Origin of the sequence: Streptomyces sp. NPDC051211 (assembly GCF_040689505.1) — a bacterium.
In the GTDB taxonomy this organism is placed as follows: Bacteria; Actinomycetota; Actinomycetes; order Streptomycetales; family Streptomycetaceae; genus Streptomyces.
In genome coordinates, this window is the sequence record NZ_JBFBAV010000007.1 from 211,327 (window position 1) to 235,948 (window position 24,622).

General features: G+C 72.3%; 23 protein-coding genes and 1 tRNA gene. 17 read left to right on the top strand and 7 right to left on the bottom strand.

Features of this window, described 5'->3' with window-relative positions; translation table 11 throughout:
- The first annotated feature begins 252 nt into the window (after positions 1–252).
- Positions 253–1,071 carry a bifunctional DNA primase/polymerase gene (locus AB0447_RS10550; RefSeq protein ID WP_366476185.1) on the top strand — a complete coding sequence of 273 codons (819 nt, stop codon included), beginning with the start codon at positions 253–255 and terminating at the stop codon, positions 1,069–1,071.
- Positions 1,072–1,134: 63 nt separating this feature from the next.
- The gene (locus tag AB0447_RS10555) at positions 1,135–1,713 is read left to right on the top strand and encodes a hypothetical protein (protein WP_366476186.1); all 579 of its coding nucleotides are present in this window, start codon (positions 1,135–1,137) and stop codon (positions 1,711–1,713) included.
- Positions 1,714–1,893: 180 nt separating this feature from the next.
- Here AB0447_RS10555 and AB0447_RS10560 read toward each other — a convergent pair whose 3' ends face one another.
- The 3 genes from AB0447_RS10560 to AB0447_RS10570 form a co-directional block, all read right to left on the bottom strand.
- On the bottom strand, positions 1,894–2,868 hold the full coding sequence (locus AB0447_RS10560; protein ID WP_366476187.1) for a DUF5926 family protein: 975 nt from the start codon (positions 2,866–2,868) through the stop codon (positions 1,894–1,896).
- A gap of 200 nt (positions 2,869–3,068) precedes the next feature.
- Positions 3,069–3,683, bottom strand: a complete 615-nt coding sequence (locus AB0447_RS10565) for an ATP-binding protein (RefSeq protein ID WP_366476188.1) — start codon at positions 3,681–3,683, stop codon at positions 3,069–3,071.
- A gap of 84 nt (positions 3,684–3,767) precedes the next feature.
- Positions 3,768–4,568, bottom strand: coding sequence for a glycerophosphodiester phosphodiesterase (locus AB0447_RS10570; protein ID WP_366476189.1), 801 nt, complete (start codon positions 4,566–4,568; stop codon positions 3,768–3,770).
- A gap of 193 nt (positions 4,569–4,761) precedes the next feature.
- Here AB0447_RS10570 and AB0447_RS10575 point away from each other — a divergent pair, with 193 nt between their 5' ends.
- The 6 genes from AB0447_RS10575 (at position 4,762) to AB0447_RS10600 (ending at position 10,419) form a co-directional block, all read left to right on the top strand.
- Positions 4,762–6,357 (top strand): trypsin-like peptidase domain-containing protein, encoded by a 1,596-nt coding sequence (locus AB0447_RS10575; RefSeq protein WP_366476190.1) that lies wholly within the window; start codon positions 4,762–4,764, stop codon positions 6,355–6,357.
- An 82-nt stretch (positions 6,358–6,439) separates the two neighbouring features.
- Positions 6,440–7,345 carry a LysR family transcriptional regulator gene (locus AB0447_RS10580; protein WP_366476191.1) on the top strand — a complete coding sequence of 302 codons (906 nt, stop codon included), beginning with the start codon at positions 6,440–6,442 and terminating at the stop codon, positions 7,343–7,345.
- 102 nt (positions 7,346–7,447) lie between these two features.
- Entirely contained in the window at positions 7,448–7,999 is a 552-nt protein-coding gene (locus AB0447_RS10585) for a cysteine dioxygenase family protein (RefSeq protein ID WP_366476192.1), read from the top strand.
- Positions 7,999–9,051, top strand: coding sequence for a putative sulfate exporter family transporter (locus AB0447_RS10590; protein ID WP_366476193.1), 1,053 nt, complete (start codon positions 7,999–8,001; stop codon positions 9,049–9,051). Before AB0447_RS10585 ends, AB0447_RS10590 begins: the two co-directional genes overlap by 1 nt.
- A gap of 205 nt (positions 9,052–9,256) precedes the next feature.
- Positions 9,257–10,243 carry a peptidase gene (locus AB0447_RS10595; protein WP_366476194.1) on the top strand — a complete coding sequence of 329 codons (987 nt, stop codon included), beginning with the start codon at positions 9,257–9,259 and terminating at the stop codon, positions 10,241–10,243.
- 86 nt (positions 10,244–10,329) lie between these two features.
- Positions 10,330–10,419, top strand: a tRNA-Ser gene (locus tag AB0447_RS10600).
- A 139-nt stretch (positions 10,420–10,558) separates the two neighbouring features.
- On the opposite strand, the gene AB0447_RS10605 is transcribed toward AB0447_RS10600, so the two are convergent.
- Entirely contained in the window at positions 10,559–11,020 is a 462-nt protein-coding gene (locus AB0447_RS10605) for a hypothetical protein (RefSeq protein WP_366476195.1), read from the bottom strand.
- Between the two features lie 319 nt (positions 11,021–11,339).
- Here AB0447_RS10605 and AB0447_RS10610 point away from each other — a divergent pair, with 319 nt between their 5' ends.
- From AB0447_RS10610 to AB0447_RS10650, 9 genes are all read left to right on the top strand, one after another.
- Entirely contained in the window at positions 11,340–11,732 is a 393-nt protein-coding gene (locus tag AB0447_RS10610) for a DUF6344 domain-containing protein (protein WP_366476196.1), read from the top strand.
- 393 nt (positions 11,733–12,125) lie between these two features.
- Positions 12,126–12,437, top strand: a complete 312-nt coding sequence (locus tag AB0447_RS10615; RefSeq protein WP_366476197.1) for a hypothetical protein — start codon at positions 12,126–12,128, stop codon at positions 12,435–12,437.
- A 176-nt stretch (positions 12,438–12,613) separates the two neighbouring features.
- The gene (locus tag AB0447_RS10620; RefSeq protein WP_366476225.1) at positions 12,614–13,747 is read left to right on the top strand and encodes an acyl-CoA dehydrogenase family protein; all 1,134 of its coding nucleotides are present in this window, start codon (positions 12,614–12,616) and stop codon (positions 13,745–13,747) included.
- Positions 13,744–14,670, top strand: coding sequence for a bifunctional MaoC family dehydratase N-terminal/OB-fold nucleic acid binding domain-containing protein (locus tag AB0447_RS10625; protein WP_366476198.1), 927 nt, complete (start codon positions 13,744–13,746; stop codon positions 14,668–14,670). The genes AB0447_RS10620 and AB0447_RS10625 overlap by 4 nt, the downstream gene beginning before the upstream one ends.
- Position 14,671: 1 nt before the next feature.
- The gene (locus AB0447_RS10630) at positions 14,672–15,709 is read left to right on the top strand and encodes an acyl-CoA dehydrogenase family protein (RefSeq protein WP_366476199.1); all 1,038 of its coding nucleotides are present in this window, start codon (positions 14,672–14,674) and stop codon (positions 15,707–15,709) included.
- Positions 15,706–16,089, top strand: coding sequence for a MaoC family dehydratase (locus tag AB0447_RS10635; protein WP_366476200.1), 384 nt, complete (start codon positions 15,706–15,708; stop codon positions 16,087–16,089). Before AB0447_RS10630 ends, AB0447_RS10635 begins: the two co-directional genes overlap by 4 nt.
- On the top strand, positions 16,086–17,252 hold the full coding sequence (locus AB0447_RS10640) for a lipid-transfer protein (RefSeq protein ID WP_366476201.1): 1,167 nt from the start codon (positions 16,086–16,088) through the stop codon (positions 17,250–17,252). Before AB0447_RS10635 ends, AB0447_RS10640 begins: the two co-directional genes overlap by 4 nt.
- A 126-nt stretch (positions 17,253–17,378) precedes the next feature.
- Entirely contained in the window at positions 17,379–17,933 is a 555-nt protein-coding gene (locus tag AB0447_RS10645; RefSeq protein WP_366476202.1) for a SigE family RNA polymerase sigma factor, read from the top strand.
- A 215-nt stretch (positions 17,934–18,148) separates the two neighbouring features.
- Positions 18,149–19,798 (top strand): long-chain fatty acid--CoA ligase, encoded by a 1,650-nt coding sequence (locus AB0447_RS10650; RefSeq protein ID WP_366476203.1) that lies wholly within the window; start codon positions 18,149–18,151, stop codon positions 19,796–19,798.
- Here the strand turns inward: AB0447_RS10650 and AB0447_RS10655 are convergent.
- From AB0447_RS10655 to AB0447_RS10665, 3 genes are all read right to left on the bottom strand, one after another.
- Positions 19,782–20,369, bottom strand: coding sequence for an antibiotic biosynthesis monooxygenase (locus tag AB0447_RS10655; RefSeq protein WP_366476204.1), 588 nt, complete (start codon positions 20,367–20,369; stop codon positions 19,782–19,784). The genes AB0447_RS10650 and AB0447_RS10655 overlap by 17 nt on opposite strands.
- 13 nt (positions 20,370–20,382) lie before the next feature.
- Positions 20,383–23,970, bottom strand: coding sequence for a PAS domain-containing protein (locus tag AB0447_RS10660; RefSeq protein WP_366476205.1), 3,588 nt, complete (start codon positions 23,968–23,970; stop codon positions 20,383–20,385).
- Between the two features lie 119 nt (positions 23,971–24,089).
- Positions 24,090–24,518: an SSI family serine proteinase inhibitor gene (locus tag AB0447_RS10665; RefSeq protein ID WP_366476206.1), complete on the bottom strand. Its 429-nt coding sequence runs from the start codon at positions 24,516–24,518 to the stop codon at positions 24,090–24,092.
- Positions 24,519–24,622 lie beyond the last annotated feature (104 nt).

Consider the following 24,622-nt stretch of genomic DNA (forward strand, 5'->3'; position numbering starts at 1 on the left):
CGACTGGGCGGGCTGTGGAACGGCTACGGGTACGTAATCGGTGTTGACCGGGGAGAGTTGACGGCGGCCGGGCTCGCCCCGGTGCGGGTGCGTTCCACCCCCGCCGGACGTTTCATGGACCCGTAAGAAAACTGCACGAACCGTGTGAACCTGCTTCAGGCGGACAGTGACGCGAAACGTGTACGTGTGGTGAAACACCGCATACGTGGTGTGATGTGGCCCTCGGCGTTCAACGGAAAGGAACGAGCGCTCATGCGCGAGATCCTCGGAAGGCGTCTCCAGCGGCTCCGCAGTTCTCTGCAGTCCGCACGCTCCCGCGCCGGCTCCCGATCCGGTCCCCGGGCCCGGACGGTCGGTTCGACCGGCCCGCTCGACGGAGCACTCCAGTGCGCCGGCACCTGGCAGTGGCCGGTCCTGCCCGGTGTGGGCCGGTCCGGCACCGAGGGCCGGCGGTGCGCCTGTCCCGACCCGGACTGCCCGGTACCGGGTGCGCACCCCTTCGACCCCGGCCTGCTCGCCGCCACCACCGATGCCCGGATGGTGCGCTGGTGGTGGACCAACCGGCCGGCGGCGCCGGTGATCCTGGCCACCGGCGGCCGGGGGCCCTGCGCGGTCAGCCTGCCCGCAGGGGCGGCCGCGCTGGCGCTGGGCCGGCTGGACGCGCTGGGCCTGCGGGTGGGTCCGGTGGTCGCCACCTCGGCACGCTGGTCGCTGCTCGTGGCGCCGTACTCGCTGGAACGGCTCGGCGAAATCCTCTACGCGAAGGACCACGTGCCGTCCTCGCTGCGCTTCCACGGGGAGGGCGGGTATCTGCTGCTGCCGCCCTCCGGCGGGTCGGGCGAGGGACGGGTGCGGTGGGAGCGGGAGCCGCAGCCGGTGGATGACGCCGGTGCGGGTGCGGGTGCCGGTGTAGGTTCCGGCGCCGGTGCAGGCGCAGGTTCCGGGGCCGGAGACCGTACCGGTGGCGGTGACCGTACCGGTGGCGGGCAGCGGCCCTGGTTGCCGGACGTGGCCGAGGTGGTGGACGCGCTAGTGGAGGCGGCTTCACTCGAACGGGTGCCACCGGCATGAGTTTCCAGGGAAATTGGGCGCGGGGATCTTCGTAGCCCTTTCCCGCGTCGCTATGTTCGGCGAATGAATCTCCGCCTGACCGCTATCGGCGCCGGTGTACTGATCATCTTGTCGCTTCCGCTCGCCGGGGCGATTGCGGGACCGGAGTTCCGCGGTCAGGACGACGGAAAGGGCGGCGGGCTGCTCTCCGCGCTCGGCCTGGCGGAGGATTCCGGCCGCCCCGACCGGGCCGGCGAGGGCGGGAAACCCGCCGGAACCGCGCCGGGCGCGCAGCCCGGCCCGCCCGAGGCGCCGCGTACGGATTCCCGCTGCGGCCCCGAACTCTCCTCCCCCGACGGGCTGGAGGCGCAGACCTGCGTGCTGGCCGGAGAAGGACACACCTGGGGGCGAAGCTATTACCGGAACACCAGCGGGCGCGCGTTGGACGCCGTACTGACCCTGATGGGGCCGGCCGGCCGAACCGTACAGATCCATTGCGCAATCGACGCCGGCGACGAGCCCGGACTGTGCGAAACGCCGCGTGAGCGGTCGACGGGAGCACCGGGGGACTACACGGCAGTAGCGGAGTTTGCAGTTCCGGATGATGAAGGGGAGCTGCTGCTGCGGTCCGGGAGCAACTCACCGGCCCCTGCAGAAGGTTGAACCGCGCAGAAAATGAAGGGCCCGGTCGCTGGCGACGGGGGATGCACCAGCGACCGGGCTACAAGAACGGTAACAAGAGATCGCCTGTTCGCAAATTCGATCTCTGATATTCAGACACCGATTTGCAGACGATTAGCGGGAGTTGTGACTCCAGTCACCGGACCTGTGGGTGCTCGTGGATCAGCTCAGAGTGACCTGCCGGTTGGTGAGACCACCGCGCGCCCGGCGCTCCTCCGAGGTCAGCGGGGCGTCGTCGGCCAGGGCCTTGGCGAGCCGCTCCGCGAGGGCCACGGCCGGCTGTTCCACGTCCTCCGCACCGACCCCGGTGGGCAGGTCCCACACCGGCACCATCAGGCCGTGGGCACGGAACGACCCGACCAGACGGGTGCCTTCGCCCAGCGAGGACTCGCCTGCGGCGTGCAGCCGGGCCAGCGCGTCGAGCAGCTTCTCCTCGGGGTGCGGCATGACCCAGCGCAGGTGGTTCTTGTCCGGGGTCTCGCACCAGTAGGCCGCGTCCACGCCCGTCAGCTTGACGGTCGGGATGGCGGCGGCGTTGGCGCGCTCCAGCGAGGCGGCGATCTCCGGGGAGGCGGTCTGGGCGCTCTCCGCATCCGGAATCCAGAATTCGAAGCCGCTGTGCACAACCGGCTCGAAAACGCCGTCCGCATCGAGGAGATCCTGAAGTCGCGGCCCCTCGGCGGGCACCTTGCGCGCCGGAACCGGATTCCCCGGTTCCGTGGCGAGTGCGCGCTCCAGCGTGTCGGCCATGTCCCGGGCCAGGTCCCCGGTGGAGGTGTCGTTCTGCAGGCCGAGCAGAACCGAGCCGTCCTCCCGGCGCAGCGCCGGCCAGGCCATCGGCAGGACGGTCGCCAGCGTCACCGACGGTACGCCCTTGGGCAGACCGCCCTTGAGGGACAGCTCCACCGTGGCGGCGGGCACCAGTTCGCGCAGGGCCACCCAGTCGCACTCGCCGGGCAGACCCTGGAACGGGCGCTGTACCAGCTCGGTGCCGGCGTGTGCGGCGGCGCGGCCGTGGCAGGCCTTGTACCGGCGCCCGGATCCGCAGGGGCACGGCTCGCGGGCACCGACAACCGGGATCTCCCCGTCCTTGAGCTGCGGCTTGGCAGTCGTTGCTGCGGGGCGCTTCTTGGCCATGGTCGGTGTCTCCCGGTTGCGGCGGTTACGTGACGGCGCGAGCCTAGTCGCTCGCGCCGCCCGCACCGCCGAACCGGTGGCCCTGCCGGAAGCACGGTCGGCGTGCACTCCCGGAACGGCCGTTCAGCGGATCCCGACGGACCTCGGCAGATCTCCGGATCTCATCACCGGATCTCATCTCCGGATCCCGTCTCCGGATCTCAGGGGATCTCCGGCAGATCCAGATCGTCGAAGGGGGCGGTGAAGTCGATCGCCGGCGCCGCAACGCGCGTAGCGAAATCGTCGTGACGGGCCCCCGAAGCAACGATCACCCACACGGTGACCTCGCCGGCCGCCCCGTCGCGCACACCCCAGTCCTGGGCGAGGGCGCTGATGATGTTCAGCCCCCGGCCGCCGCGCGCGGTGACCGAAGGCGTGGCCGGAACCGGGCGAGTGGGACCGCCCCCGTCCGTCACCTCGACCGTCAGCCGCCCCGCTTTGTCGACGCGCCATGCGGCGCGTATGTCTCCGTCCCCTATCTGCTGGGTGCCCAATGGCCTGCCGTGCCGGCAGGCATTGCTGAGCAGCTCGGAAAGGATCAGAACGGCATCGTCCACGACCGATTCGGACACCCCGCTGATGCGCAGTTGCTCACGCATGCGGTGTCTCGCCTCACCCACGCCCGCAGGACCATGGGGTACGGCCATGCACGACGACGTGGGCACCTCCTGTGCCACCACCAACGCCACCCCCGGAACCTCCTTAGCCCCACGCCATGGTCTGGATGCCCCAATGGCCTGGACCGGAAACCGCCTAGCCGAAGGCCTCTGACGCATTCATGACGATGAACGCGGACCGGATGCGCCGGAGCACACCCTGTAATGGGCGGGGGTGCTGTGGCGGGTGGGAGAAAGGGGACGTCAGCGGCCGAGTTGGGACAGAACCTGCCGTGGCCTGTTCGTGATGATCGCCTCTACACCCAGATCAGCGCAGAGCTGAACATCTTCTGGCTCATTTACGGTCCATACGTGGACGGAGTGTCCGGCGGCCTGAAGCTTTCGGATGAAGCCGGGATGGCTGCGGACGATCCGAATGCCCGGACCGGCGATCCGCACCCCGGCCGGCAGTCGCCCGTCCCGCATGCGCGGCGAGATGAACTGCATCAGGTACACGGTCGGGACGGTGGGGGCGGCGGCGCGGACCCGGTGCAGGGAACGCGCGGAGAAGCTCATGATCCGGACCGGGTGCGGGCCCTCGGCCGGCGGGGCGTCCAGCCCGAACCGCTTGAGCAGGAAGAGCAGCCGCTCCTCCACCTGTCCGGCCCATCGGGTCGGATGCTTCGTCTCGATCGCCAGTTCCACCGGCCGGCCCGCGTCCGCGACCAGCTCCAGCAGTCGCTCCAGGGTCAGCACGGAGGTGCGGTCGGGGTCGGAGTCCCAGTCGGGTGACTCCTCGCGGTCCTTCCACGACCCGAAGTCGAGCGCGGCGAGATCGGCCAGCTCCAGGGCGGAGACCGCGCCGCGGCCGTTCGAGGTGCGGTTCACCCGCCGGTCGTGGACCAGCACCAGATGGCCGTCGGCGGTGAGCCGCACATCGCATTCGAGCGCGTCGGCGCCGTCCTCGATGGCCTTGCGGTAGGCGGCCAGGGTGTGCTCGGGGGCCTCCTCCGAGGCGCCTCGGTGGGCGACGACCTGGATGGGGCGCGGGATTGCGGGGGTCACCGGGTCATGGTGCCACTGTCGGGTGCGCGCGTGCCGGGCCGGGCGACAACGCACAGGTCCGGCTTACAGTGCTCTGACAGTCCATGGGAAAGGCTTTGCCCAGGAACTTGTACGGCCGGTCGAACGTTCAGTCGGACCGATATCCGTTGTATGTCGATATCCGAGAAGCCGTATGCGACGAGGAGAGAGCGCTGTGAGCACCGAGAACGAGGGCACCGCGGCCCCTACGCCCCCCGCGGCCCCGTCCGCACCCCCTGTGCCGGTGGCCGCTCCCACGCCCGCGAGTGACACCGTCCCGCCGGCCGGGCCGCCCGCCCCGCCCGTGGCTCCGGCCCCGGTGCCGGACACCCAGGGAGCCGAAGCCCCTGCCTGGACCCCGGAACCCCCGGCGGGTCCTGCGCCTGCGGAGCCGCCGACCCAGCAGCTCCCGCCGACCCCTGCCGCCCAGCCCCCGGTCCACGCCGGGTACGGCGCGCAGCCGCCGGCTCCCGCGCCGGCCGCGCCCGCCGCCGGCGCCGCCCACTGGCCGCCGCCCCCGCCCGCCGTCCCGGCGTACGGAGTGGCCGACGGCCAGGGCCACGGCCACCCCCACGGCTACGGCTACGGCCAGGGAGGCGGCGGCGGTGTCTGGGGTGCGCCCCTGACCACCGACGGCACCCCGCCCGCCAAGCCCAAGGGCAGGGGCGGTCTGATCGCGGGCGTCCTGGCGGCCGCCCTGCTCGCCGGCGGCATCGGCGGCGGCATCGGGTACTGGGCCGCCGAGCGCGGGGACACCGCCTCGAGCTCGACCACCGTCAGCGCCGGGAACACTCCCAAGGACCTCAAGCGCGAGCCGGGGTCCATCGCGGGCCTGGCCGCGAAGGCGCTGCCGAGCGTGGTGACCATCCAGGCGCAGGGCGGTGACGGCGAGGGCGGCACCGGCACCGGGTTCGTCTACGACCAGCAGGGCCACATCCTCACGAACAACCACGTGGTGGCCTCCGCCGCCGACGGCGGAAAGCTTTCCGCGACCTTCTCCAACGGCAAGAAGTACGACGCGGAGGTCGTCGGCCGGGCCCAGGGCTACGACGTGGCCGTGCTCAAGCTGAAGACCCCGCCCACCGGACTGGCGCCGCTGCCCCTGGGCGACTCCGACAGGGTCGCCGTCGGCGATGCGACGATCGCGATCGGCGCCCCCTTCGGCCTGTCGAACACGGTCACCACCGGCATCGTCAGCGCCAAGAACCGCCCGGTGGCCTCCGGCGACGGCTCCAGCAACAAGAACTCGTACATGAGTGCGCTGCAGACCGACGCCTCGATCAACCCCGGCAACTCGGGCGGCCCGCTGCTCGACGGCCGAGGCGCGGTCATCGGCATCAACTCGGCGATCCAGTCCGCGGGCAACGGCGGCTTCGGCGGCGGCCAGGCCGGCTCGATCGGCCTCGGCTTCGCCATCCCGATCAACCAGGCCAAGACCGTCGCCGATCAGCTGATCAAGACCGGCAAGCCGGTCTACCCGGTGATCGGGGTCTCCGTGGACCTTCAGGCCAAGTCCGACGGCGCCGTCATCTCCACGAAGGGCGGAACGCCCAGCGAGCTCGTCGACCCCAACGGCCCGGCCGGCAAGGCGGGGCTCCAGCCCGGCGACGTGATCACCCAGCTCGGCGACAAGCAGATCGACAGCGGTCCGACCCTGATCAGCGAGATCTGGACGCACAAGCCGGGCGAGACCCTGAAGCTGACCTACCTGCGCGACGGGAAGCCGGCCACGGTGGACATCACGCTCGGCTCGCGGGTCGGCGACAAGTAGCCCACCCCGCAGTCTCGATGGTGAGGGGCCGTAGGCGCGAATGTGCCTACGGCCCCTCCCAACGTCCGCTTATGCTTCCAAGGTGTTCGACTCGCGGCACATACGGACATTCCACGAGGTGGTCGTCTCCGGGTCCTACTCGGCGGCCGCCCGCGTCCTGGGGTACACCCAGCCCGCGATCACCCAGCAGATGAAGGCCCTCGAACGGGCTGTCGGCACCCCGCTGTTCACCCGCGTGGGCCGGAAGATGCAGCTCACGCAGGCCGGCGAATCGCTGGCCCGGCACGCCGAGCAGATCCTCGCCGGCCTCACCGCCGCCCAGCAGCAGATGAAGGCGTACGCCCGGCTGCGCACCGGCCGGGTCCGGCTGTGCGGATTCCCCAGCGCCAACGTCACCCTGGTCCCCGAGGCCCTCAGCGGGCTGGCCAAGGACCATCCCGGGGTGCAGGTCGAGCTGCTGGAGGGGGAGCCGCCGGATTCGCTGCACCGGTTGCAGCGCGGAGACTGCGACATCACCCTGGCGTTCACCTACCCCGGACTGCACGAGGAGGTCCCGGAAGGGGTCGCCGAGGTCAGGCTGCTGGAGGACCAGCTGACCGTGCTGCTGCCCAACGGCCATCCGCTGGCCCGGCGGCGGGCCGTGCAGCTGGCCGACCTCGCGGAGGAGCGGTGGATCGCGGGCTGTCCGCGCTGCCGCGCCAATCTGCTCCACGAATGCGCGGAGCTGGGCTTCGTCCCCGACATCCGGTTCTCCACCGATGACAACCTGGTGGTGCAGAGCCTGGTGGCGCAGGGTCTGGGGGTGGCGATGATGCCCGCCCTGGTGCTGCCCTCGCTGGCGCTGAACCGGGTGTGCGGCCGGGCCCTCCAGCCCGATGCCCGCCGCCACATCTCCGCCTACGTCTACCGCGACCACCTGAGGATCCCGGCGACGGCAGTGGTACTGGAGAAGCTGAAGCGGGTGGCCGCGAACCGCGTCGGCTGCTGATCCGCCGAGCGGCGGCGGGTATCCGAATCCATAAGCGGGGCTTGGGATTTCGGGTCGAAACTGTCGTTGGACGTGATGGATGCCGCGGCGGACGCTGCGACTATGACCACGACCCTGCCGGCCCGCACCACCGCGAGGATGGCCGCCCTCGTCCGCGAGATCCGAACGGTCGTCGACCGGGGGCTCGCCCCGGACCTGACCGCCTACCTGGTCGGTGAGCTCCTCGCCCCGCACCTGGGAAGGCCGGACCTGCTCACCACGGCGCAGCAGGAGGGCGACCCGGACCGCTATCGGCAGCACGTCCTGCACGCCGAGCCGGACGGCGGGTTCTCCGTGGTCGCCCTGGTGTGGTTGCCCGGTCAGGAGACCTGTATCCACGACCACGTCGCCTGGTGCGTGGCGGGGGTGCACCAGGGCGAGGAGAGCGAGCGCCGCTTCCGGCTGGTTCCGGGCGCCGGCGGTGTGGCACGGCTGGTGCCGACCGAGGACGTGGTCAACGGTCCGGGGGAGGTGTGCGGTTTTGCGCCGCCCGGCGATATCCACCTGGTCCGCAACTCCTGTGGCACGAAGGCGATATCGATCCACGTCTACGGCGCCGACATATCCCGGCTGGGCACCAGCATCCGGCGCGTCTACGCCCTCCCCGCCGGCTGATGGCCCTCCTCAGCCGGCCGCAGAGCCCGGTTGTCAAAAGACGGCATGTTTCACGTGAAACACCCTCCTCCTGGCCGGGATTGGCGACCGCGGCCCTTGGTGCGCTGCTGGCCTGGGGCGTACACCGGCTGGTGCCGGCGGTGCCGATGCTGACCGCCTCGGTGGTGCTGGGCATCGCGGTGGCGCACCTGCCCCGCGTACGGACCTTCGTACGCGGCGCCGCGCGCCCGGGGCTGTCGCTGGCGGGGCGGCGGCTGATGCGGATCGGCATTGTGCTGCTGGGGCTGGGGCTCGGCCTGGAGGAGGTGCTCCGGCTGGGCTGGGCGACGGTGGCCATGGTGTTCGTCGTGGTGGCCGCGACCTTCCTGGGCACCCTCTGGCTGGGCCGCCGGCTCGGCCTGCGCGGGGACCAGCCGCTGTTGATCGCCACGGGCTACTCGATCTGCGGGGCCTCGGCGATCGGCGCGGTCAGCCAGGTGTCCGGAAGCGACGAGGAGGACGTGGCCTCCTCGGTGGCGCTGGTGACCTTGTGCGGGACCCTGGCCATAGCCGTGCTCCCGCTGCTCCAGGGCCCGTTGGGCCTGACCGATCCCGGTTTCGGCCGCTGGGTGGGGGCGAGCGTGCACGACGTGGGCCAGGTGGTGGCCACGGCCCAGACCGCCGGCCCGGGGGCGCTCGGCGAAGCGGTGCTGATCAAGCTGATGCGGGTGGCGCTGCTGGCACCGCTGGTGGCTGCGGTGGCCTTCGCCCTGCGGGCCCGACGGCGCGGGGAACGCACGGCTTCGGGCCGCAGGCCGGCGCCGGTGCCGTTGTTCGTGGCCGGCTTCATGGCGGCGGTGGCCCTGCGCACCACGGGTCTGGTGCCGGAGGCGGCTCTGGAGTGGTCGCGCACGGCTCAGGAGGGGCTGCTCGCGGCGGCGCTGTTCGGACTGGGGAGCGCGGTGCATCTGCCGACGCTGGCCAGGACCGGGGGGCGGGCCGCGCTGCTGGGATTGGGGGCCTGGGTGGTGGTGGCCGGGGTGGCGTACGCGGGCGTACTCCTGACCGTATGACTTCGCTCCTGGGCGTATGTCTTTCGCTCCTGAGCGTATGACCTCGGCCAATCATGGCCGGAACCGACCGAACGTTCTGACGAGTACCTGACAATCAGCCCGGGCCGTGCCACTCTGCCCCTCGCAACCCGATCCGCACCGACAGCTCTTCACCCCCACCCTGCCCGGGCCCGACCGGCCCAGGGCACGGCAGAAGGAGTCATGCGTGAATCGCAATCGCACGGCCGCCTCGGTCCTGATGGCCGCGGCCGCCCTGGTCGCCGGTGTCCTGACGGCCGCCGCTCCCACGGCCGCCGCGTCCGACGCACCCGCCTCGTTCCGGCAGCAGCACAGCCAGGGCTTCTGGACCGCCGAGCGGATGCGCTCGGCGACCCCGCTCGATGTGACGGCCGCCCCCGGCGCGGGCCGCCTGGAGGTCGCAACCTCCGCCGCCCCGACCCGGATCGCCCCCACCACCGCCTCCACCACCGCCTCCACCACCGCCTCCTCCCCCGCTGTCTCCCCCGCCGCGTTCCCGCAGGCCGGCGGGGCCTGGACGGGCGGCGGCGCGGTGGTGAAGACGTCCGGCCGGGTGTTCTTCACGATGGGCGGCCGCACCGCCTCCTGTTCCGGCGACTCGATCACCAGCACCAACGGCAGCACGGTCATCACGGCCGGCCACTGCGTGAAGTACCAGGGCGCCTGGCACACCAACTGGGTGTTCGTCCCCGCGTACAACAACGGCAGCGCGCCCTACGGCCAGTGGTCGGCGACCAAGACCTTCGCCACCGATCAGTGGGCGGCCAGCGAGGACATGAACCACGACGTGGGCTACGCGGTCGTGGCCCCGCTGAACGGCCAGAAGCTCAGCCAGGTGGTCGGAGCCCAGGGCCTGCTGTTCAACGGCGGGTACAACAAGCGGATGTACTCCTTCGGCTTCCCGGCCGCCTCGCCGTACGACGGCACCAAGCTCGTCTACTGCAGTGGCAACAGCGGCAAGGACTTCCTGCTGACCAAGGACCACAGCCTGGCCTGCAACATGACCGGCGGCTCCAGTGGCGGCCCCTGGTTCCAGGACTTCAACGAGGCCACCGGCCTGGGCACCCAGGTGTCGGTGAACAGCTTCGGCTACACCTTCCTGCCGAACCGGATGTACGGCCCGTACCTCGGCAACGAGGCGAAGGCGGCCTACGACAAGGCGCAGACCACCTGACGCACCCCGCGGCGGCCGGCCCCGCCGCCCACACCTGATCACCAGCCACCGCCCACCCCCCGCAGCCCGGTACTCTGTACCGGCCAGGTGGGTTGCCCGAGCGGCCTAAGGGAACGGTCTTGAAAACCGTCGTGGCAGCGATGTCACCGTGGGTTCAAATCCCACACCCACCGCCAGGTCGGAGAAGTAGCAGATCAGAGGGCGGGCACCCGATCAGGGTGCCCGCCCTCTCTGCTCATCCTGTCTCACCTTGATGCACCCGTATCCCGCTGTTGACCAGCGCGTATGGGCCATCTGTGGGCCAGGATCACGGCGCTAGACCTGCGCACTCCTGGCGTCGCGCCGCCGCGCCACGTAGCGGAGCAGGGCCCAGATCGCCACGGCGTTGACCAGGGCGCCGGCCAGGACCGCGCCGTAGAAGCCGAATTCGGACCACATGTCGAGCTTGGTATCGATGGACGTGTCAGGTGCCACCCAGTCCGAGGGGCGCGGGGCGGACTCCGGGACGAACTCCGTGGGCAGCGGCTCGGGAGGCGGCTGCGAGCCGCGGTAGGTGGGCTCCACGACCGGGGCCGACTCGTCCAGGACGTCCGCCGCGGGTCCGAAGGTGCTCAGCAGCAGGAGGCTGACCGGCGCGGTGGCCAGGATCGGCAAGGCTGCGAAGAGCCCGATGTCCCCGGTCCGGCTGCCGATCGCGACGTAGACCAGCATCGCGACCACCAGGGCCAGGTACGCACCGGGCACCCACATCTCAGCCTTCGACCAGCGCCGCACCATGACGTTCCCCGTTCCCGTTCCGCTTCGTTTGACCTGCACCCAGTCTCGAAGCTGCCGAGGACCGCCACCTGAGTACGTCTACTCATCCTGCTCGGCCGTACGTACCTGGTCAGAGGGCGGGTCCCCGATCCGGGGGCCCGCCCTCTGCGTTTCCCCTGAGACAGCCCTTCGGGTGCTGGGGCTCCGGGCGCGCGTTGCTCCGGGGGAGTGGTGTTTGTCGGAAGATCGGCGCGGGTGTGGGCGGCGGTGCGGTTGCGTCCGCATCATGACGAATGTATGCAGATCCGCCCGTCGGAACATCGGGAAGTGAGGGGCCGTCATGGCTGACATCAGCAAGGTCGCGTCGATCCGGACCGCCGTCACCGCGGTTCTCGCCGCACTCGTGGCGCTCTTCGCCTCGTTCGGCTTCGGAGCCAAGGCCGCCGCCGCTCCGGCCTCCGTCGTCGCCGGTTCTGCTTCCCCCTCCGCCCCGGTGGGTGCCGCGGGCCGCCGGCCGGCCGTACGGGCCCCGCGCAGTTGGCGGGCCGTGATGCGGGACGGTGCGCTCCCGCCGACCATCGCGCAGCGCATCCGGGCCGAGGCGCACGGCTCGTCCCCGTCGGCCCGCCGGTCGACCACCGCCGCCGCCCTCGCCGGAACCGGAACCGGAACCGCAGTAGGCATCGGTGCCAGTGGCGTGGGAGGGCGGGAGGACGTGGGTCTGGCCGCGTAGGCGCAGCAGCGGAGGGGGCGGAAGCCCCGGCGTGCGCCGGGGGTGCGCGGGGGCGCGAAGCATGGAACAGCAGGGTCGCTGACCCGGGAGAGAGCCGTCTCCCGCGTGGTCGCGGCCCTTTCGGCATGTCTGGGACGGGTGGGTTTGCCGGAACGCTTCGTCCCTTGTGTGACACCGGTTTCAGCAGTGAAAGGAAGAGTGCTCTGGGGCGCCGGGGGCGCGAATGAGGTTTATCCGATGTTGCTCATGCTTGCGGGGGAATCGCGGCCTCCGGGGTGGTTCGCCGGGGATTCGGTGGGCACTTCTGATCTCGCGACGTCGTGACCAACGACCGGGGCGGTCGGCCAACTGCCTTGGAAACACCCCCACTTCGGGTCCCTGGAGGATTCACACATGGCAAGCATCCGTACCGCCCGCGTCATCGCAGCCGTCGCCGCTCTCCCCCTCGCCGTCGCCCTCTTGGGCGGGGTGGCCCAGGCCGACAACGGCGCGTTCGCGAACGACGGATCGAATGCGAGCGTCGCCAGCATCATCGGCAGCGGGGTCGGCGGGAACAACAACGGCAACTCCACCACCACGCAGCAGGTCGCCACCGGCTCCGGTGCGTCCAACCAGAACAACACCGCCCAGGTCAACGGCTCGGCCTTCACGGCCATCGGCCAGTCGAACTCCAACGTGGCGGCGAACTTCCACCCCTGGTGGTAGATCCCCTTCCCAGTGCTGAGGGCGCCTGTGCGACCGGACCGGCTGGGGTCCGGTAGCGCAGGCGCCCCTGTGCATGTCCGGACCTCGTCCGGCCGCGTGCTCCCGACCTTGACATCCGGACTGGATCTGACGGACAGTCAGATCCATTCGATGCCGCGATGCCGGGAGGCAGCACCGTGCACCTCGCCCCGACCGAAGACCAGCTGCGGCTGCGCGACGAACTGCGGGCCTACTTCAGGCAGTTGATGCCAGACGGGCCACCACGGGACGGTGCCGCCCAGCGCGGGCTGCTGCGCCGCATCGGCGCCGACGGACTGCTCGGTCTCGGCTGGCCCGTGGAGTACGGCGGCCAGGACCGCGGCCCCGACGAGCAGTTCGTCTTCTTCGACGAGGCCTACCGGGCCGGCGCCCCCGTCTCCATGGTCACCCTCAACACCGTGGGCCCGACCCTGATGAAGTACGGGACCCGGGAGCAGAAGGAATTCTTCCTCCCCCGCATCCTCAAGGGCGAGCTGGTCTTCGCCATCGGCTATTCGGAGCCCGAGGCCGGCACCGACCTCGCCGCCCTCCGTACGAAGGCCGTCCGCGACGGCGCGGACTGGGTCGTCGACGGGCAGAAGATCTTCACCTCCAATGCCCAGAACGCCGACTGGATCTGGCTGGCCTGCCGCACCGACCCCGAGGCCCCCAAGCACCGGGGCATCTCGATCATCCTGGTCCCGACCGACGACCCCGGTTTCTCCTGGACCCCCATCGACACCGTCGGCGGCCTGACCACCACCGCCACCTACTACGACAGCATCCGGGTGCCCGCCGGCAACCTGGTCGGCCCCGAGCACGGCGGCTGGGGTCTGATCACCAACCAGCTCAACCACGAGCGGGTCGCCCTCGCCGCCATCGGCATGCAGGCCGAGGACTTCTACGCCGAGGCCCTCGCGCACGCCCGCACCCCCGACCCGGACACCGGCGAGCGCCCCGCCGACCGGCCCTGGGTCCGGTCCCGGCTCGCCGAGGCACACGCCCGGCTGGCCGCCGTACGGCTGCTCAACTGGCGGCTCGTCCAGGACGTGGGCGCCGGCACCCTGGCGCCCGGCGATGCCAGCGGGGTCAAGTTCCTCGGCACCGAGACCGCCGTCGACGTGTACCGGATGTGTCAGGAGATCGTCGGCGAGGAAGCCCTGATCCGCGGCCGCGAACTGGAACGGATGAACCGCGCCGCCCAGATCAACACCTTCGGCGGCGGGGTCAGCGAGGTCCAGCGGGAGATCGTCGCGATGATGCGGCTCGGTATGAAGGGCAGGAAGCGATGACCGACGGCGACCGCGAGGAGGACGCGTTCCTCGCCCGGCTCAAAGCCTTCGAAGGGCGGCCCGCCGCGACCGCCGCCCAGGGCAAGGACCCGGTCAACCAGCCCATGATCCGCCACTGGTGCGAGGCGATGGGCGACACCGGCCCCGCCTACACCGGCCCGGACGCCATCGCCCCGCCCACCATGCTCCAGGCCTGGACGATGGGCGGGCTCTCCGGCCACACCGCCGGCACCGGCCGGTCCACCGCCTACGACGAGCTGTTCGCCCTCCTCGACGGCGCCGGCTGCACCTCCGTGGTCGCCACCGACTGCGAGCAGGAGTACCTCCGGCCGCTGCGCCCCGGCGACACCATCACCTTCGACGCCGTCATCGAGTCCGTCTCCCCCCGCAAGACCACCAAGCTGGGCACCGGCCACTTCGTGACCACCCGCATGGACGTGCGCGCCAACGGCGAACCCGCCGGCACGCACCGCTTCCGCATCCTCAAGTACGCCCCCGCACAGCGAAAGCCCCGGGCCGCGAAGGCGCTCCGGCCCCGGCCCGTGGTCAACCGCGACAACCAGGGCTTCTGGGACGGGGTCCGGGAGCACCGGCTGCTCATCCAGCGCTGCACCGGCTGCGGCACCCTCCGCTTCCCCTGGCTCCCCGGCTGCAACCACTGCGCGAGCCCCGACTGGGACACCGTCGAGGCCTCCGGCGCCGGCACCGTCTTCTCGTACGTGGTCATGCACCACCCCCCGTTCCCGGCCTTCGACCCGCCGTACGCGGTCGCCCTCGTCGAACTCGCCGAGGGCGTCCGGATGATCAGCAACATCACCGGCGTCCCCTACGACAAGGTGCGCATCGGCATGCCCGTCCAGCTGGAGTTCCTGCGCGTCGACGACGACCTCGAACTGCCCGTGTTCCGCGCGGACGGGGGCTGACATGGACTTCCACCCCACCGAGGAGCAGTCCGAGGCCGCCGGCCTGGCCGCCCGGATCTTCCGCGACCTCTCCACCCACGAACGGCTCACCGCCGCCGGGACCGGCACCGACGCCGAACTGTGGAAGGCCCTCACCGCCGCCGGACTGACCGCGGCGGCCCTCGACATCGGCCTGCTGGGACTGGTCCTGCTGCTGGAGGAACAGGGCCGCACCACCGCCCAGGTCCCGCTCGCCGCCACCTGCGTGTACGGGATCCGGCCGCTCGCCGCCCACGGCACCGCGGAGCAGCAGGCCCGGCTGCTGCCCGCGCTCGGCGAGGGCACCGCGGTCGCCACCGGAGCCTTCCCCGCCCGCGGCCGGGTCCGCGCCGAAGACGGCCGCCTCACCGGGGTGCTGCCCGCCGTCCCCTGGCTCCGCGACGCCACCCACGTGCTGGTCCCGGACACCGACCGGACCCTGTGGCTGGTACGGACGGACGCCCGCGGGGTGCGGACCGAGCCCGTGGAGACCACCGCCCCCTGGGCCGCCGGCCGGCTGGACCTGTCCGGTGCCGAGGCCGAACCCCTCGGCCGCCCGGACGGCGGGAACGCGTACGCGAGCGTCCTGGCGGCCGCCCGGACCGCCTTCGCCGGACTCCAGGCGGGGGTCTGCGCCGGATCGCTGGCCCGCGCCGTCGACCACACCTCCACGCGCGAGCAGTTCGGCCGCCCGCTCTCCACCAACCAGGGCGTGATGCTGCGCGCCGCCGACGCGTACATGGACACCGAGGCCGTCCGGGTCACCGCCTACGAGGCCGCCTGGCGCATCGACCAGGGCCTGCCGGCGGAGGAGCACGCACTGACCGCCGCCTGGTGGGCCTCCGAGGCCGGCACCCGGGTCGTCCACGCCGGCCAGCACCTGCACGGAGGCATGGGCGCCGACCTCGACCATCCCGTCCACCGGCACTTCCTCTGGGGCCGCCAGCTGGACGCGTACCTGGGCTGCGGAGCCGAGCTGCTGGCCGAGCTCGGGGCCGTACTGGCAAAGGAGCAGGCATGAACATCGGCGACACCCTGCCGCCGCTGGAGATCCCCGTGACCCGCACCCTGATCGTCGCGGGCGCCCTCGCCTCCCGCGACTACCAGGACGTGCACCACGACGCGGAACTCGCCCGGCAGAAGGGCTCCCCCGACATCTTCATGAACATCCTCACCACCAACGGCCTGGTCGGCCGGTACGTCACCGACCGCCTCGGGCCGCGCGCGGTCCTGCGCAAGGTGGCGATCCGCCTGGGTGCGCCCAATTACCCGGGCGACACCATGGTGCTGACCGGCACGGTCACCGCCGTGGACGGCGACACCGTCGAGATCCGGGTCACCGGCGCCAACGGCCTCGGCCACCACGTCACCGGCACGGTCACCGCGGAGGTGGCGGCATGAGCGTCCGCACCCGGGATTTCCTCGGCGGCCGGGCCGCCATCGCCGGCATCGGCGCCACCGAGTTCTCCAAGGACTCAGGCCGCAGCGAGCTGAAACTCGCCGTGGAGGCCGTGCACGCGGCCCTCGACGACGCCGGGCTCACCCCCGCCGACGTGGACGGCCTGGTCACCTTCACCATGGACACCAGCCCCGAGATCACCGTCGCCCAGGCGGCCGGGATCGGCGAGCTCTCCTTCTTCTCCCGGATCCACTACGGGGGCGGTGCGGCCTGCGCCACCGTCCAGCAGGCCGCCCTCGCCGTGGCCACCGGCATCGCCGAGGTCGTGGTCTGCTACCGCGCCTTCAACGAGCGCTCCGGCCGGCGTTTCGGCTCCGGCGTTCAGCAGCGCGAGCCCTCGGCGGAGGGCGCGGCCCTGGGCTGGTCCCTGCCCTGGGGGCTGCTCACCCCGGCGTCCTGGGTGGCCATGACCGCCCAGCGCTACCTGCACGCCCACGGGCTGACCCCCGAGGCGTTCGGCCACGTAGCGGTCACCGGCCGCCGCCATGCCGCCAACAACCCCGCCGCGTACTTCCACAACAAGCCCATCACCCTCGCCGACCACGCGGCCTCGCGCTGGATCGTCGAGCCGCTCCGCCTCCTCGACTGCTGCCAGGAGACCGACGGCGGCCAGGCGATCGTGGTCACCTCGGTCGAACGCGCCAGGGACCTGCGGCACCCGCCCGCCGTGATCACGGCGGCGGCGCAGGGCGCCGGCCGCCGCCAGGAGGGCATGACCTCCTTCTACCGCGACGACCTGACCGGCCTGGCGGAGATGGGCGTGGTCGCCCGCCAGCTGTGGCGGACCTCCGGGCTGCGTCCCTCGGACATCGACGTCGGCATCCTCTACGACCACTTCACCCCCTTCGTGCTGATGCAGCTGGAGGAGTTCGGGTTCTGCAAGCCCGGCGAGGCCGCCGGGTTCACCGCCGCCGAGGCGTTGCCGCTCAACACCCACGGCGGCCAGCTCGGCGAGGCCTACCTGCACGGGATGAACGGCATCGCCGAAGCCGTCCGCCAGCTGCGCGGCAGCTCCGTGAACCAGGTCTCCGGGGCCGAGCACGTCCTCGTCACCGCCGGCACCGGCGTGCCAACCTCCGGCCTGATCCTGGCCGCCGACCGATAGGGGTGGCCGGTCCGCCTCTCCACCTACAGGAGGTCGGGCCACCCCCACCCCTACAACCTGAGGGGGACACCGCTTCGGCACCTGGGGCCGATCCCGAAGGCATGCCCGTCCTCCTAGTTTGGAGGCATGACCACGCCTGTGTGCACGGATGCCTCGCTCCCGTCGACACGCCCGACCTACCCGTCGTTCTCGTCGTACGTACGGACGCGCGGGCCCGTCCTGATGCGCACCGCGCGCTCCCTCACCGCCAACCCGTGCGATGCCGAGGACCTGCTGCAGACGGCGCTCACCAAGACGTACGTCGCCTGGGATCGCATCGAGGACCACCGGGCGCTCGACGGCTACGTCCGCCGGGCCCTGGTCAACACCCGCACCTCGCAGTGGCGCAAGCGCAAGGTCGACGAGTTCGCCTGCGAGGAGCTCCCCGAGACCGAGGCGCCGCCGGTCGCCGACCCCGCCGAGACCGAGGCCCTGCGCGATGCGATGTGGCGGGCGGTGACCCGGCTGCCCGACCGGCAGCGGGCCATGGTCGTCCTCCGCTACTACGAGGACCTCAGCGAGGCCCAGACCGCCGAGCTGCTCGGCGTCTCGGTCGGCACGGTCAAGAGCGCCGTCTCCCGCGCGCTCGGCAAGCTGCGCCAGGACCCTGAGCTCAGCCCGGAGCTCAGCCCGCTCCGCTGACCTGCCGTGTTTCACGTGAAACCGACCGGGCCGTGTTTCACGTGAAACAGTGCGCCGTGCCCGGTGCGTGAGCCCCGATCCTGTGCACGGAACCACACATGCATTCCGGCACGCCTTTGTACTCCCGGGTAGTGACATGCCGACCGGTACGTGAGCAGAATCGGCAGGAACCAAGCCGAGCCGCCGCAGAGCCGCAGCGCCCCCGGGAGGACGCTTTGCTGAGCACCATGCAGGACGTACCACTGCTCGTCAGCCGCATACTGCAGCACGGTATGACGATCCACGGAAAGTCCCAGGTCACCACCTGGACGGGCGAGGCCGAGCCGCACCGCCGCAGCTTTGCCGAGATCGGCACCCGGACCCACCAGCTCGCCCACGCCCTGCGCGACGAGCTCGGGGTCCAGCAGGACGAGCGGGTCGCCACCCTCATGTGGAACAACTCCGAGCATGTCGAGGCGTACTTCGCGATCCCGTCCATGGGCGCGGTCCTGCACACCCTGAACCTGCGGTTGCCCCCGGAGCAGCTGGTCTTCATCGTGAACCACGCCGCCGACCGGGTGGTGCTGGTCAACGGGACCCTGCTGCCGCTGCTGGTCCCGCTGCTGCCGCACCTGCCGACCGTCGAGCACGTGGTCGTCGCCGGACCCGGCGACCGCTCCGGCCTCGAACCGCTGCCCGTCCAGGTGCACGACTACGAGGACCTGATCGCCGGCCGCTCCACCGCCTTCGACTGGCCGCAGCTGGACGAACGCCAGGCCGCCGCGATGTGCTACACCTCCGGCACCACCGGGGACCCCAAGGGCGTCGTCTACTCCCACCGCTCCATCTACCTGCACTCCATGCAGGTCAACATGACCGAGTCGATGGGACTGACCGACCGGGACACCAGCCTGGTCGTGGTCCCGCAGTTCCACGTCAACGCCTGGGGCCTGCCGCACGCCACCTTCATGACCGGCATCAACATGCTGATGCCGGACCGGTTCCTTCAGCCCGCCCCGCTCGCCGAGATGATCGAGCGGGAGAAGCCCTCGCACGCGGCCGCCGTGCCCACCATCTGGCAGGGCCTGCTCGCCGAGGTCACCGCCAACCCCCGCGACCTGTCCTCGATGAAGCAGGTCACCATCGGCGGCTCCGCCTGCCCGCCCGCCCTGATGGAGGCGTACGACAAGCTCGGGGTCCGGCTCTGCCACGCCTGGGGCATGACCGAGACCTCCCCGCTGGGCACCATGGCCCACCCGCCCGCCGGGCTCACCGCCGAGGAGGAATGGCCCTACCGGGTCACCCAGGGCCGCTTCCCGGCCGGCGTCGAGGGCCGGCTGATAGGGCCGGGCGGGGACGTCCTCCCCTGGGACGGCCGGTCCGCCGGCGAGCTGGAGGTACGCGGCACCTGGATCGCGGGCGCGTACTACAACGGGGTCGACGGCGAGCCCCTCCGCCCCGAGGACAAGTTCAGCGCCGACGGCTGGCTCAAGACCGGCGATGTCGGCGTGATCAGCCCGGACGGCTTCCTGACCCTCACCGACCGGGCCAAGGACGTCATCAAGTCCGGCGGTGAATGGATCTCCAGCGTGGAGCTGGAGAACGCCCTGATGGCCCACCCCGAGGTCGCGGAGGCGGCCGTGGTCGCCGTTCCCGACGACAAGTGGGGCGAGCGGCCGCTGGCCACGGTCGTCCTGAAGGCGGGGTCCACCGCCGACTACGCCGCGCTGAGGGCCTTCCTCGCCGAGACGGTCGCCAAGTGGCAGCTGCCGGAGCGCTGGACGATCGTCGACGCGGTACCGAAGACCAGCGTCGGCAAGTTCGACAAGAAGGTCATCCGCAAGCAGTACGCGGACGGGGCGCTGGAGGTCACGACGCTGGGCTGAGCCAGCCCCGCAGCAGCCTGCTGACCGCGGGCATCGCCACGTACGTCATCAGGGTGCTGAAGACGACGGCGAAGGCCGCGGTCCGCAGCACGAAGTTCAGATCCACCAGGTACGGCCCGAGCAGCGCGTTCCCCGCCAGCGAGATCGGGAAGATGGCCAGCCCCGAGCTGATCGCCATCTTCCAGCGCGGGGGCGCGGGCCGGGTCGTACCCGGCTTGGCGAACCAGGTCTCCATGCCGTGGAGTTCCCGGCGGGCGATCTCGGTGTGGTGGTGGCCCTGGCAGTTCGCGAACCACGCCGCCCGTTCCGGCGAGTGCTGCCAGGCCTCGAACGCCGCCTGGTTCCTGAACCGGTGGACCAGGAACCAGGGCCCGCCCTCGGACGCCGGCCGGAACAGCCCGTACCCGAGGTGGTCGGGGAAGGTCGCAGCGGTCTCCAGGATCCCGCGGGCCCACTTCTCGAAGGCCGCCTCGTGTCCCGGCTCCACCTGCCGGGCTATCAGCAGGCTCACCTCGCCGTTGTCGGCGGGGACGGGCTGCTCGGACCGGTCGTCTCTCTCGATGATGGCCATCGGCCCAGAGTGGCTAATTGGTGCCGATCTTCGCCAGCAGGTCCACGATGCGGCCCTGTACGTCCGCCGTGGTGGACCGCTCGGCGAGGAAGAGCACGCTCTCGCCGGAGGCGAGGCGGGGCAGCTCGGCCTCTTCGATCCCGCTGGTCGTGTAGACGACCAGCGGGGTCCGGTTCAACTGCCCGTTGGCGCGCAGCCAGTCCACGATGCCGGCCCGGCGGCGCCGGACCTGCATCAGGTCCATGACCACGAGGTTGGGCCGCATCCGGGTCGCCAGCTCCACGGCATCGGTGTCCGCGCCGGCCCGGCCCACCTGCATGCCGCGCCGTTCCAGGGCGGCGGTGAGGGCCCCGGCGATGGCGTCCTTCTCCTCGATGAGCAGGACCCGGGAGGGGTGCTGCTCGCTGTCGCGCGGGGCGAGTGCCTTGAGGAGTACGGCCGGATCCGCGCCGTACGCCGCCTCGCGGGTGGCGTGGCCCAGGCCGGCCGTCACCAGGACGGGCACCTCGGCGGCCCCCGCGGCCTGACGCAGCGACTGCAGGGCGGTGCGGGTGATCGGCCCGGTGAGCGGGTCGACGAACAGCGCGGCGGGGAACGCGGCGATCTGTGCGTCCACCTCCTCGCGGGAGTGCACGATCACCGGGCGGTAGCCGCGGTCGCTGAGCGCCTGGGTGGTCGCCACGTCCGGTGCGGGCCACACCAGGAGCCGGCGCGGGTTGTCGAGCGGCTCCGGCGGGAGTTCGTCGTCCACGGGCTGCGGCACGGGCCGGTTGACCACCTCGACGGCCCCGCCGGGGCCGTCCAGCGGCTCGGGTCCCTCGGCGGCACCGGCCTCGGGAGCCCCTATGGCGAAGGCGCGGCCCTGCGGGGCGGGTTCGGCGAGCCTGCGCCGCCGCCCCGAACCGGAGCCCGCACCGGGCGCCGTGCCCGGGCCGGCCGCGGGGCCCGCCGGGTCCAGGCTGATGCCCTGGCCCAGGGTCCGCACGCTGATGGGCTGTGCCGGGTTGTCCTGCGGCTGCCGGGCCGCCGGTACGGCGACGGGCGCGGCGGGGTCGTCCTCGGGTGCGGTCCGGGCGGACGGGACCGGCCAGGCGGTGCCGGGTCCGGCCGACGGGACAGGCCCGGTCGGGGGGACGGGTCCGGTCGGCGGGACCGGCCCGGCGGCGGGAACGGGGCCTGCGCCGGGGACGGGGCCGGTGCCCGGCAGGGCCCGGCGGCGGCCGGTGGGCTGGTGCGCCTGGGCGGGCGTGTGATCGCTCGGCCCGCTGTTCTCGGGGGCGCTCTCGTGGCCGTCCTCGGCCTCCGGGCTTCCCAGCACGCGGCGGCCGCGGCGCCCGGCGGGCGTGGCCGCGGCGGCAGCAGGGGCCGCCGGGGGGCCGGCAGGGGCTGCGGGGAGGGCGAAACCGCCGTCCGGCCGCGGGCTCGCACCGACCGGGCCGCCCTGCGGACCGGCCACCGGCGCGGAACCCTCGCTCTGCGGCCCGCCGGGCACGGAGAAGCCGCCGCCGGGAAGAGCCGTCGGCCCGGAGTCCGGCGCACCGGATCCCCCGGCACCGGTCACCGGCACCGCACCGGCACCCTGCGGCCCGCCCGCCACGGCGAAACCGCCGCCGGGGAGGGGCACCAGGCCGGATGCCCCGCCGTCGGGGGCCGGGACGTCTCCTGTGGCGGCCGGGGCGGGCGGCCCCGACGGGGCACCGTCGGCGGCGGAGCTGCCGGATCCGGGGGCCGCCGTACCCACCGGGATGCCGGTGCCGGGGACCGGGCCGAGCGCGGGCTGGGCCGGGCCCAGGGCGCGGCGGCGCCCGGCCGGGACCTCGGCGGCCGGCGGTAGCACCGGCAGGGGTCGGCCGTCACCGTCGCGGCCGCGCCGCCGCCCGGTGCCCAGGCCGGCGGGGTTCACCGGGGACTGCGCGAGCTCGGGTCCGGTGGGCTCGGCCGGCGGCGGGACCGCCGCTCCGGCCGCCCGCCGCCGCCCCGAGGGCAGCGCGAGCGCGCTCCCGCCGGACTCCGGCTCCGGGCGCGGCTCCTCTTCGTCCAGGAAGGCGTCGACCCCGCGCCGCCCGCGCCGGCCGGCGCCCGGCTTTTCCGGCGCCCGTTCCGCCTCGGGCTCCGGCTCGGGTTCCGGATCGGGCAGGGTGACCATGCCGGCCCCCGACCCCAGCGGCAGCTCCAGCACGTACGCGCCGCCGGGCGCGCCCGGCACCTCGACGGTCTGGAGCATTCCGTCGTGCGCGGCCACGATGCCCCGCACGATCGGCTCGTGCACCGGGTTGCCGCCTTCGTACGGCCCGCGCACCTCGATCCGTACGACATCGCCGCGCTGCGCCACGGCCACGACGATCGTGGAGTCCATGTAGCCGCTGCCGGCCGGGGTCTTGCCGGTGGCGTCGACCCCGGCCACATCGGCGATCAGGTGGGCGAGCGCGGTGGCGATCCGCTCCGGGTCGACCTCCGCCTCGATCGTCGGCGCGTGCACCGCGAACTGGGCGCGGCCGGGGCCGATCAGTTCCACCGCGCCGTCGACGCCGGCCGTGACGACCCCGTCGATCAGCACGGCCTCCTTGGCGAGCTTCTCGGTGCCCGAGTCCAGCCGCTGGAAGCCCAGCACGTTGTCGACCAGGGTGGTCATCCGCGAGTACCCGGCGGCCAGGTGGTGCAGCAGCTGGTTCGCCTCCGGCCACAGCTGGCCCGCGTCGTCCGCCGCCAGGGTCGCCAGTTCGCCGCGCAGCTCCTCCAGCGGGCCGCGGAGGGCGTCGCCGAGCACCGCGAGCAGCTGGGCGTGGCGCGCGGCCAGCGCGTCGTACGGCCGCCGGTCGGTGAAGGTCATCACGGCGCCGACGAGCTGGTCGCCGTCCCGCACCGGCGAGGTGGTGAGGTCCACCGCGACCGGCTGGCCGGCCTTGTTCCACAGCACCTGCCCGCGCACCCGGTGCTTGCGCCCGCTGCGCAGGGTGTCGGCGAGCGGGGACTCCTCGAAGGGGAAGGGGGAGCCGTCGGCCCGGGAGTGCTGGATCAGGCCGTGCAGCTCGCGGTTGCCGAGATCGGTGGCCCGGTAGCCGAGGATCTGCGCGGCGGCCGGGTTGACCAGGACCACGCGGCCGTCGGTGTCGGTGCCCACCACGCCTTCGGCGGCGGCCCGCAGGATCATCTCGGTCTGCCGCTGCGAGCGGGCGAGCTCGGCCTCGGTGTCGACGGTCCCGGAGAGGTCGCGCACGACGAGCATCAGCAGCTCGTCGCCGGTGTAGGAGTGGTGCGGCTCGCGGTAGGCGTCCCGGCCGTCCAGGCCGGCGCTGGTCACCTCGACGGGGAACTCGCTGCCGTCGGTGCGGCGGGCCGTCATCCGGGTGGGTTTGGTGCGCAGGGCGTCTTCGTCGCCGGGGCGGCGCATCGAGCCGGGGATCAGCTTGGAGTCGAACTCGGGCAGCAGGTCGAGCAGGCCGCGGCCGACCAGCCCGGTCCCCGGGCTCTCCATGACCTCGAGCGCGATCGAATTGGCGTTGACGACGGTGCCGTTCGCGTTGACGAGCAGCAGCGCGTCCGGCAGAGCGTCGAGTATTGCTGCGAGGCGAGCAGCGCCTCGGGATGGCCTGCTGCTCACGACGAGCTTCCTCCCTGACCACGACTACCGGCATGTCACGGGAGGAGTCTAAGGCCACGTTCCTCACATGGGACGGCGGATCGGGGGCCCGGTCGCGCTGCTTCCGGTATCCGCCCTGGTCAGGAACGCGGACTCGGAAGCACAGGTTCCATGTCTTTCCAGCGTTTGATCTCGCAACCGTTCCCCCTGCCGAAACGCGCGTCGACCTCGCGTCCCCGCCACGTTCCGGTGATCCGCGCGGTGGCCTGTCCGCCGTACTGGCCGGTGCACATCTGCCCCTCGGCGACCGGGGCGAAGGGGTCCTTCCGGGCCTTGGAGAGGGTGTCGAGCCGCGCGCACGCCCGCTTGGCCTCCGGGTGGGTGCCGCCCACCGGGTCGCATTCCAGGCTGTACGTGCCGTTGGCCGCCGGGGAGGTGCCGTTGTGCTCCACGGTGACGGTGAGCCGGTCGGGCGGGGGCGCGAGGAGCCCGGCCAGCGGGAGGGGCGGCAGCGGGCCGGCCGCCGCGGTGGCGAACGCGGAGGCGACGGCGAAGGCAGCGAGACGCATCGAGATCTCCAGTACGTCGGGGGCGTACGCCTGCCCAACGAGAGCCGGGCCCGGACGTTCCGCTGACCGGTGCCCAAAGGCTTTGCCCTGGTGCCGTTGCGCCT

Bases quoted from the DNA above. Each gene is read 5' to 3' on its own strand.
- AB0447_RS10550 (WP_366476185.1), top strand. From the start codon at position 253: ATGCGCGAGATCCTCGGAAGGCGTCTCCAGCGGCTCCGCAGTTCTCTG.
- AB0447_RS10555 (WP_366476186.1), top strand. From the start codon at position 1,135: ATGAATCTCCGCCTGACCGCTATCGGCGCCGGTGTACTGATCATCTTG.
- AB0447_RS10560 (WP_366476187.1), bottom strand. From the start codon at position 2,868: ATGGCCAAGAAGCGCCCCGCAGCAACGACTGCCAAGCCGCAGCTCAAG.
- AB0447_RS10565 (WP_366476188.1), bottom strand. From the start codon at position 3,683: ATGCGTCAGAGGCCTTCGGCTAGGCGGTTTCCGGTCCAGGCCATTGGG.
- AB0447_RS10585 (WP_366476192.1), top strand. From the start codon at position 7,448: ATGACCACGACCCTGCCGGCCCGCACCACCGCGAGGATGGCCGCCCTC.
- AB0447_RS10590 (WP_366476193.1), top strand. From the start codon at position 7,999: ATGGCCCTCCTCAGCCGGCCGCAGAGCCCGGTTGTCAAAAGACGGCAT.
- AB0447_RS10605 (WP_366476195.1), bottom strand. From the start codon at position 11,020: ATGGTGCGGCGCTGGTCGAAGGCTGAGATGTGGGTGCCCGGTGCGTAC.
- AB0447_RS10610 (WP_366476196.1), top strand. From the start codon at position 11,340: ATGGCTGACATCAGCAAGGTCGCGTCGATCCGGACCGCCGTCACCGCG.
- AB0447_RS10615 (WP_366476197.1), top strand. From the start codon at position 12,126: ATGGCAAGCATCCGTACCGCCCGCGTCATCGCAGCCGTCGCCGCTCTC.
- AB0447_RS10625 (WP_366476198.1), top strand. From the start codon at position 13,744: ATGACCGACGGCGACCGCGAGGAGGACGCGTTCCTCGCCCGGCTCAAA.
- AB0447_RS10630 (WP_366476199.1), top strand. From the start codon at position 14,672: ATGGACTTCCACCCCACCGAGGAGCAGTCCGAGGCCGCCGGCCTGGCC.
- AB0447_RS10635 (WP_366476200.1), top strand. From the start codon at position 15,706: ATGAACATCGGCGACACCCTGCCGCCGCTGGAGATCCCCGTGACCCGC.
- AB0447_RS10640 (WP_366476201.1), top strand. From the start codon at position 16,086: ATGAGCGTCCGCACCCGGGATTTCCTCGGCGGCCGGGCCGCCATCGCC.
- AB0447_RS10645 (WP_366476202.1), top strand. From the start codon at position 17,379: ATGACCACGCCTGTGTGCACGGATGCCTCGCTCCCGTCGACACGCCCG.
- AB0447_RS10655 (WP_366476204.1), bottom strand. From the start codon at position 20,369: ATGGCCATCATCGAGAGAGACGACCGGTCCGAGCAGCCCGTCCCCGCC.
- AB0447_RS10665 (WP_366476206.1), bottom strand. From the start codon at position 24,518: ATGCGTCTCGCTGCCTTCGCCGTCGCCTCCGCGTTCGCCACCGCGGCG.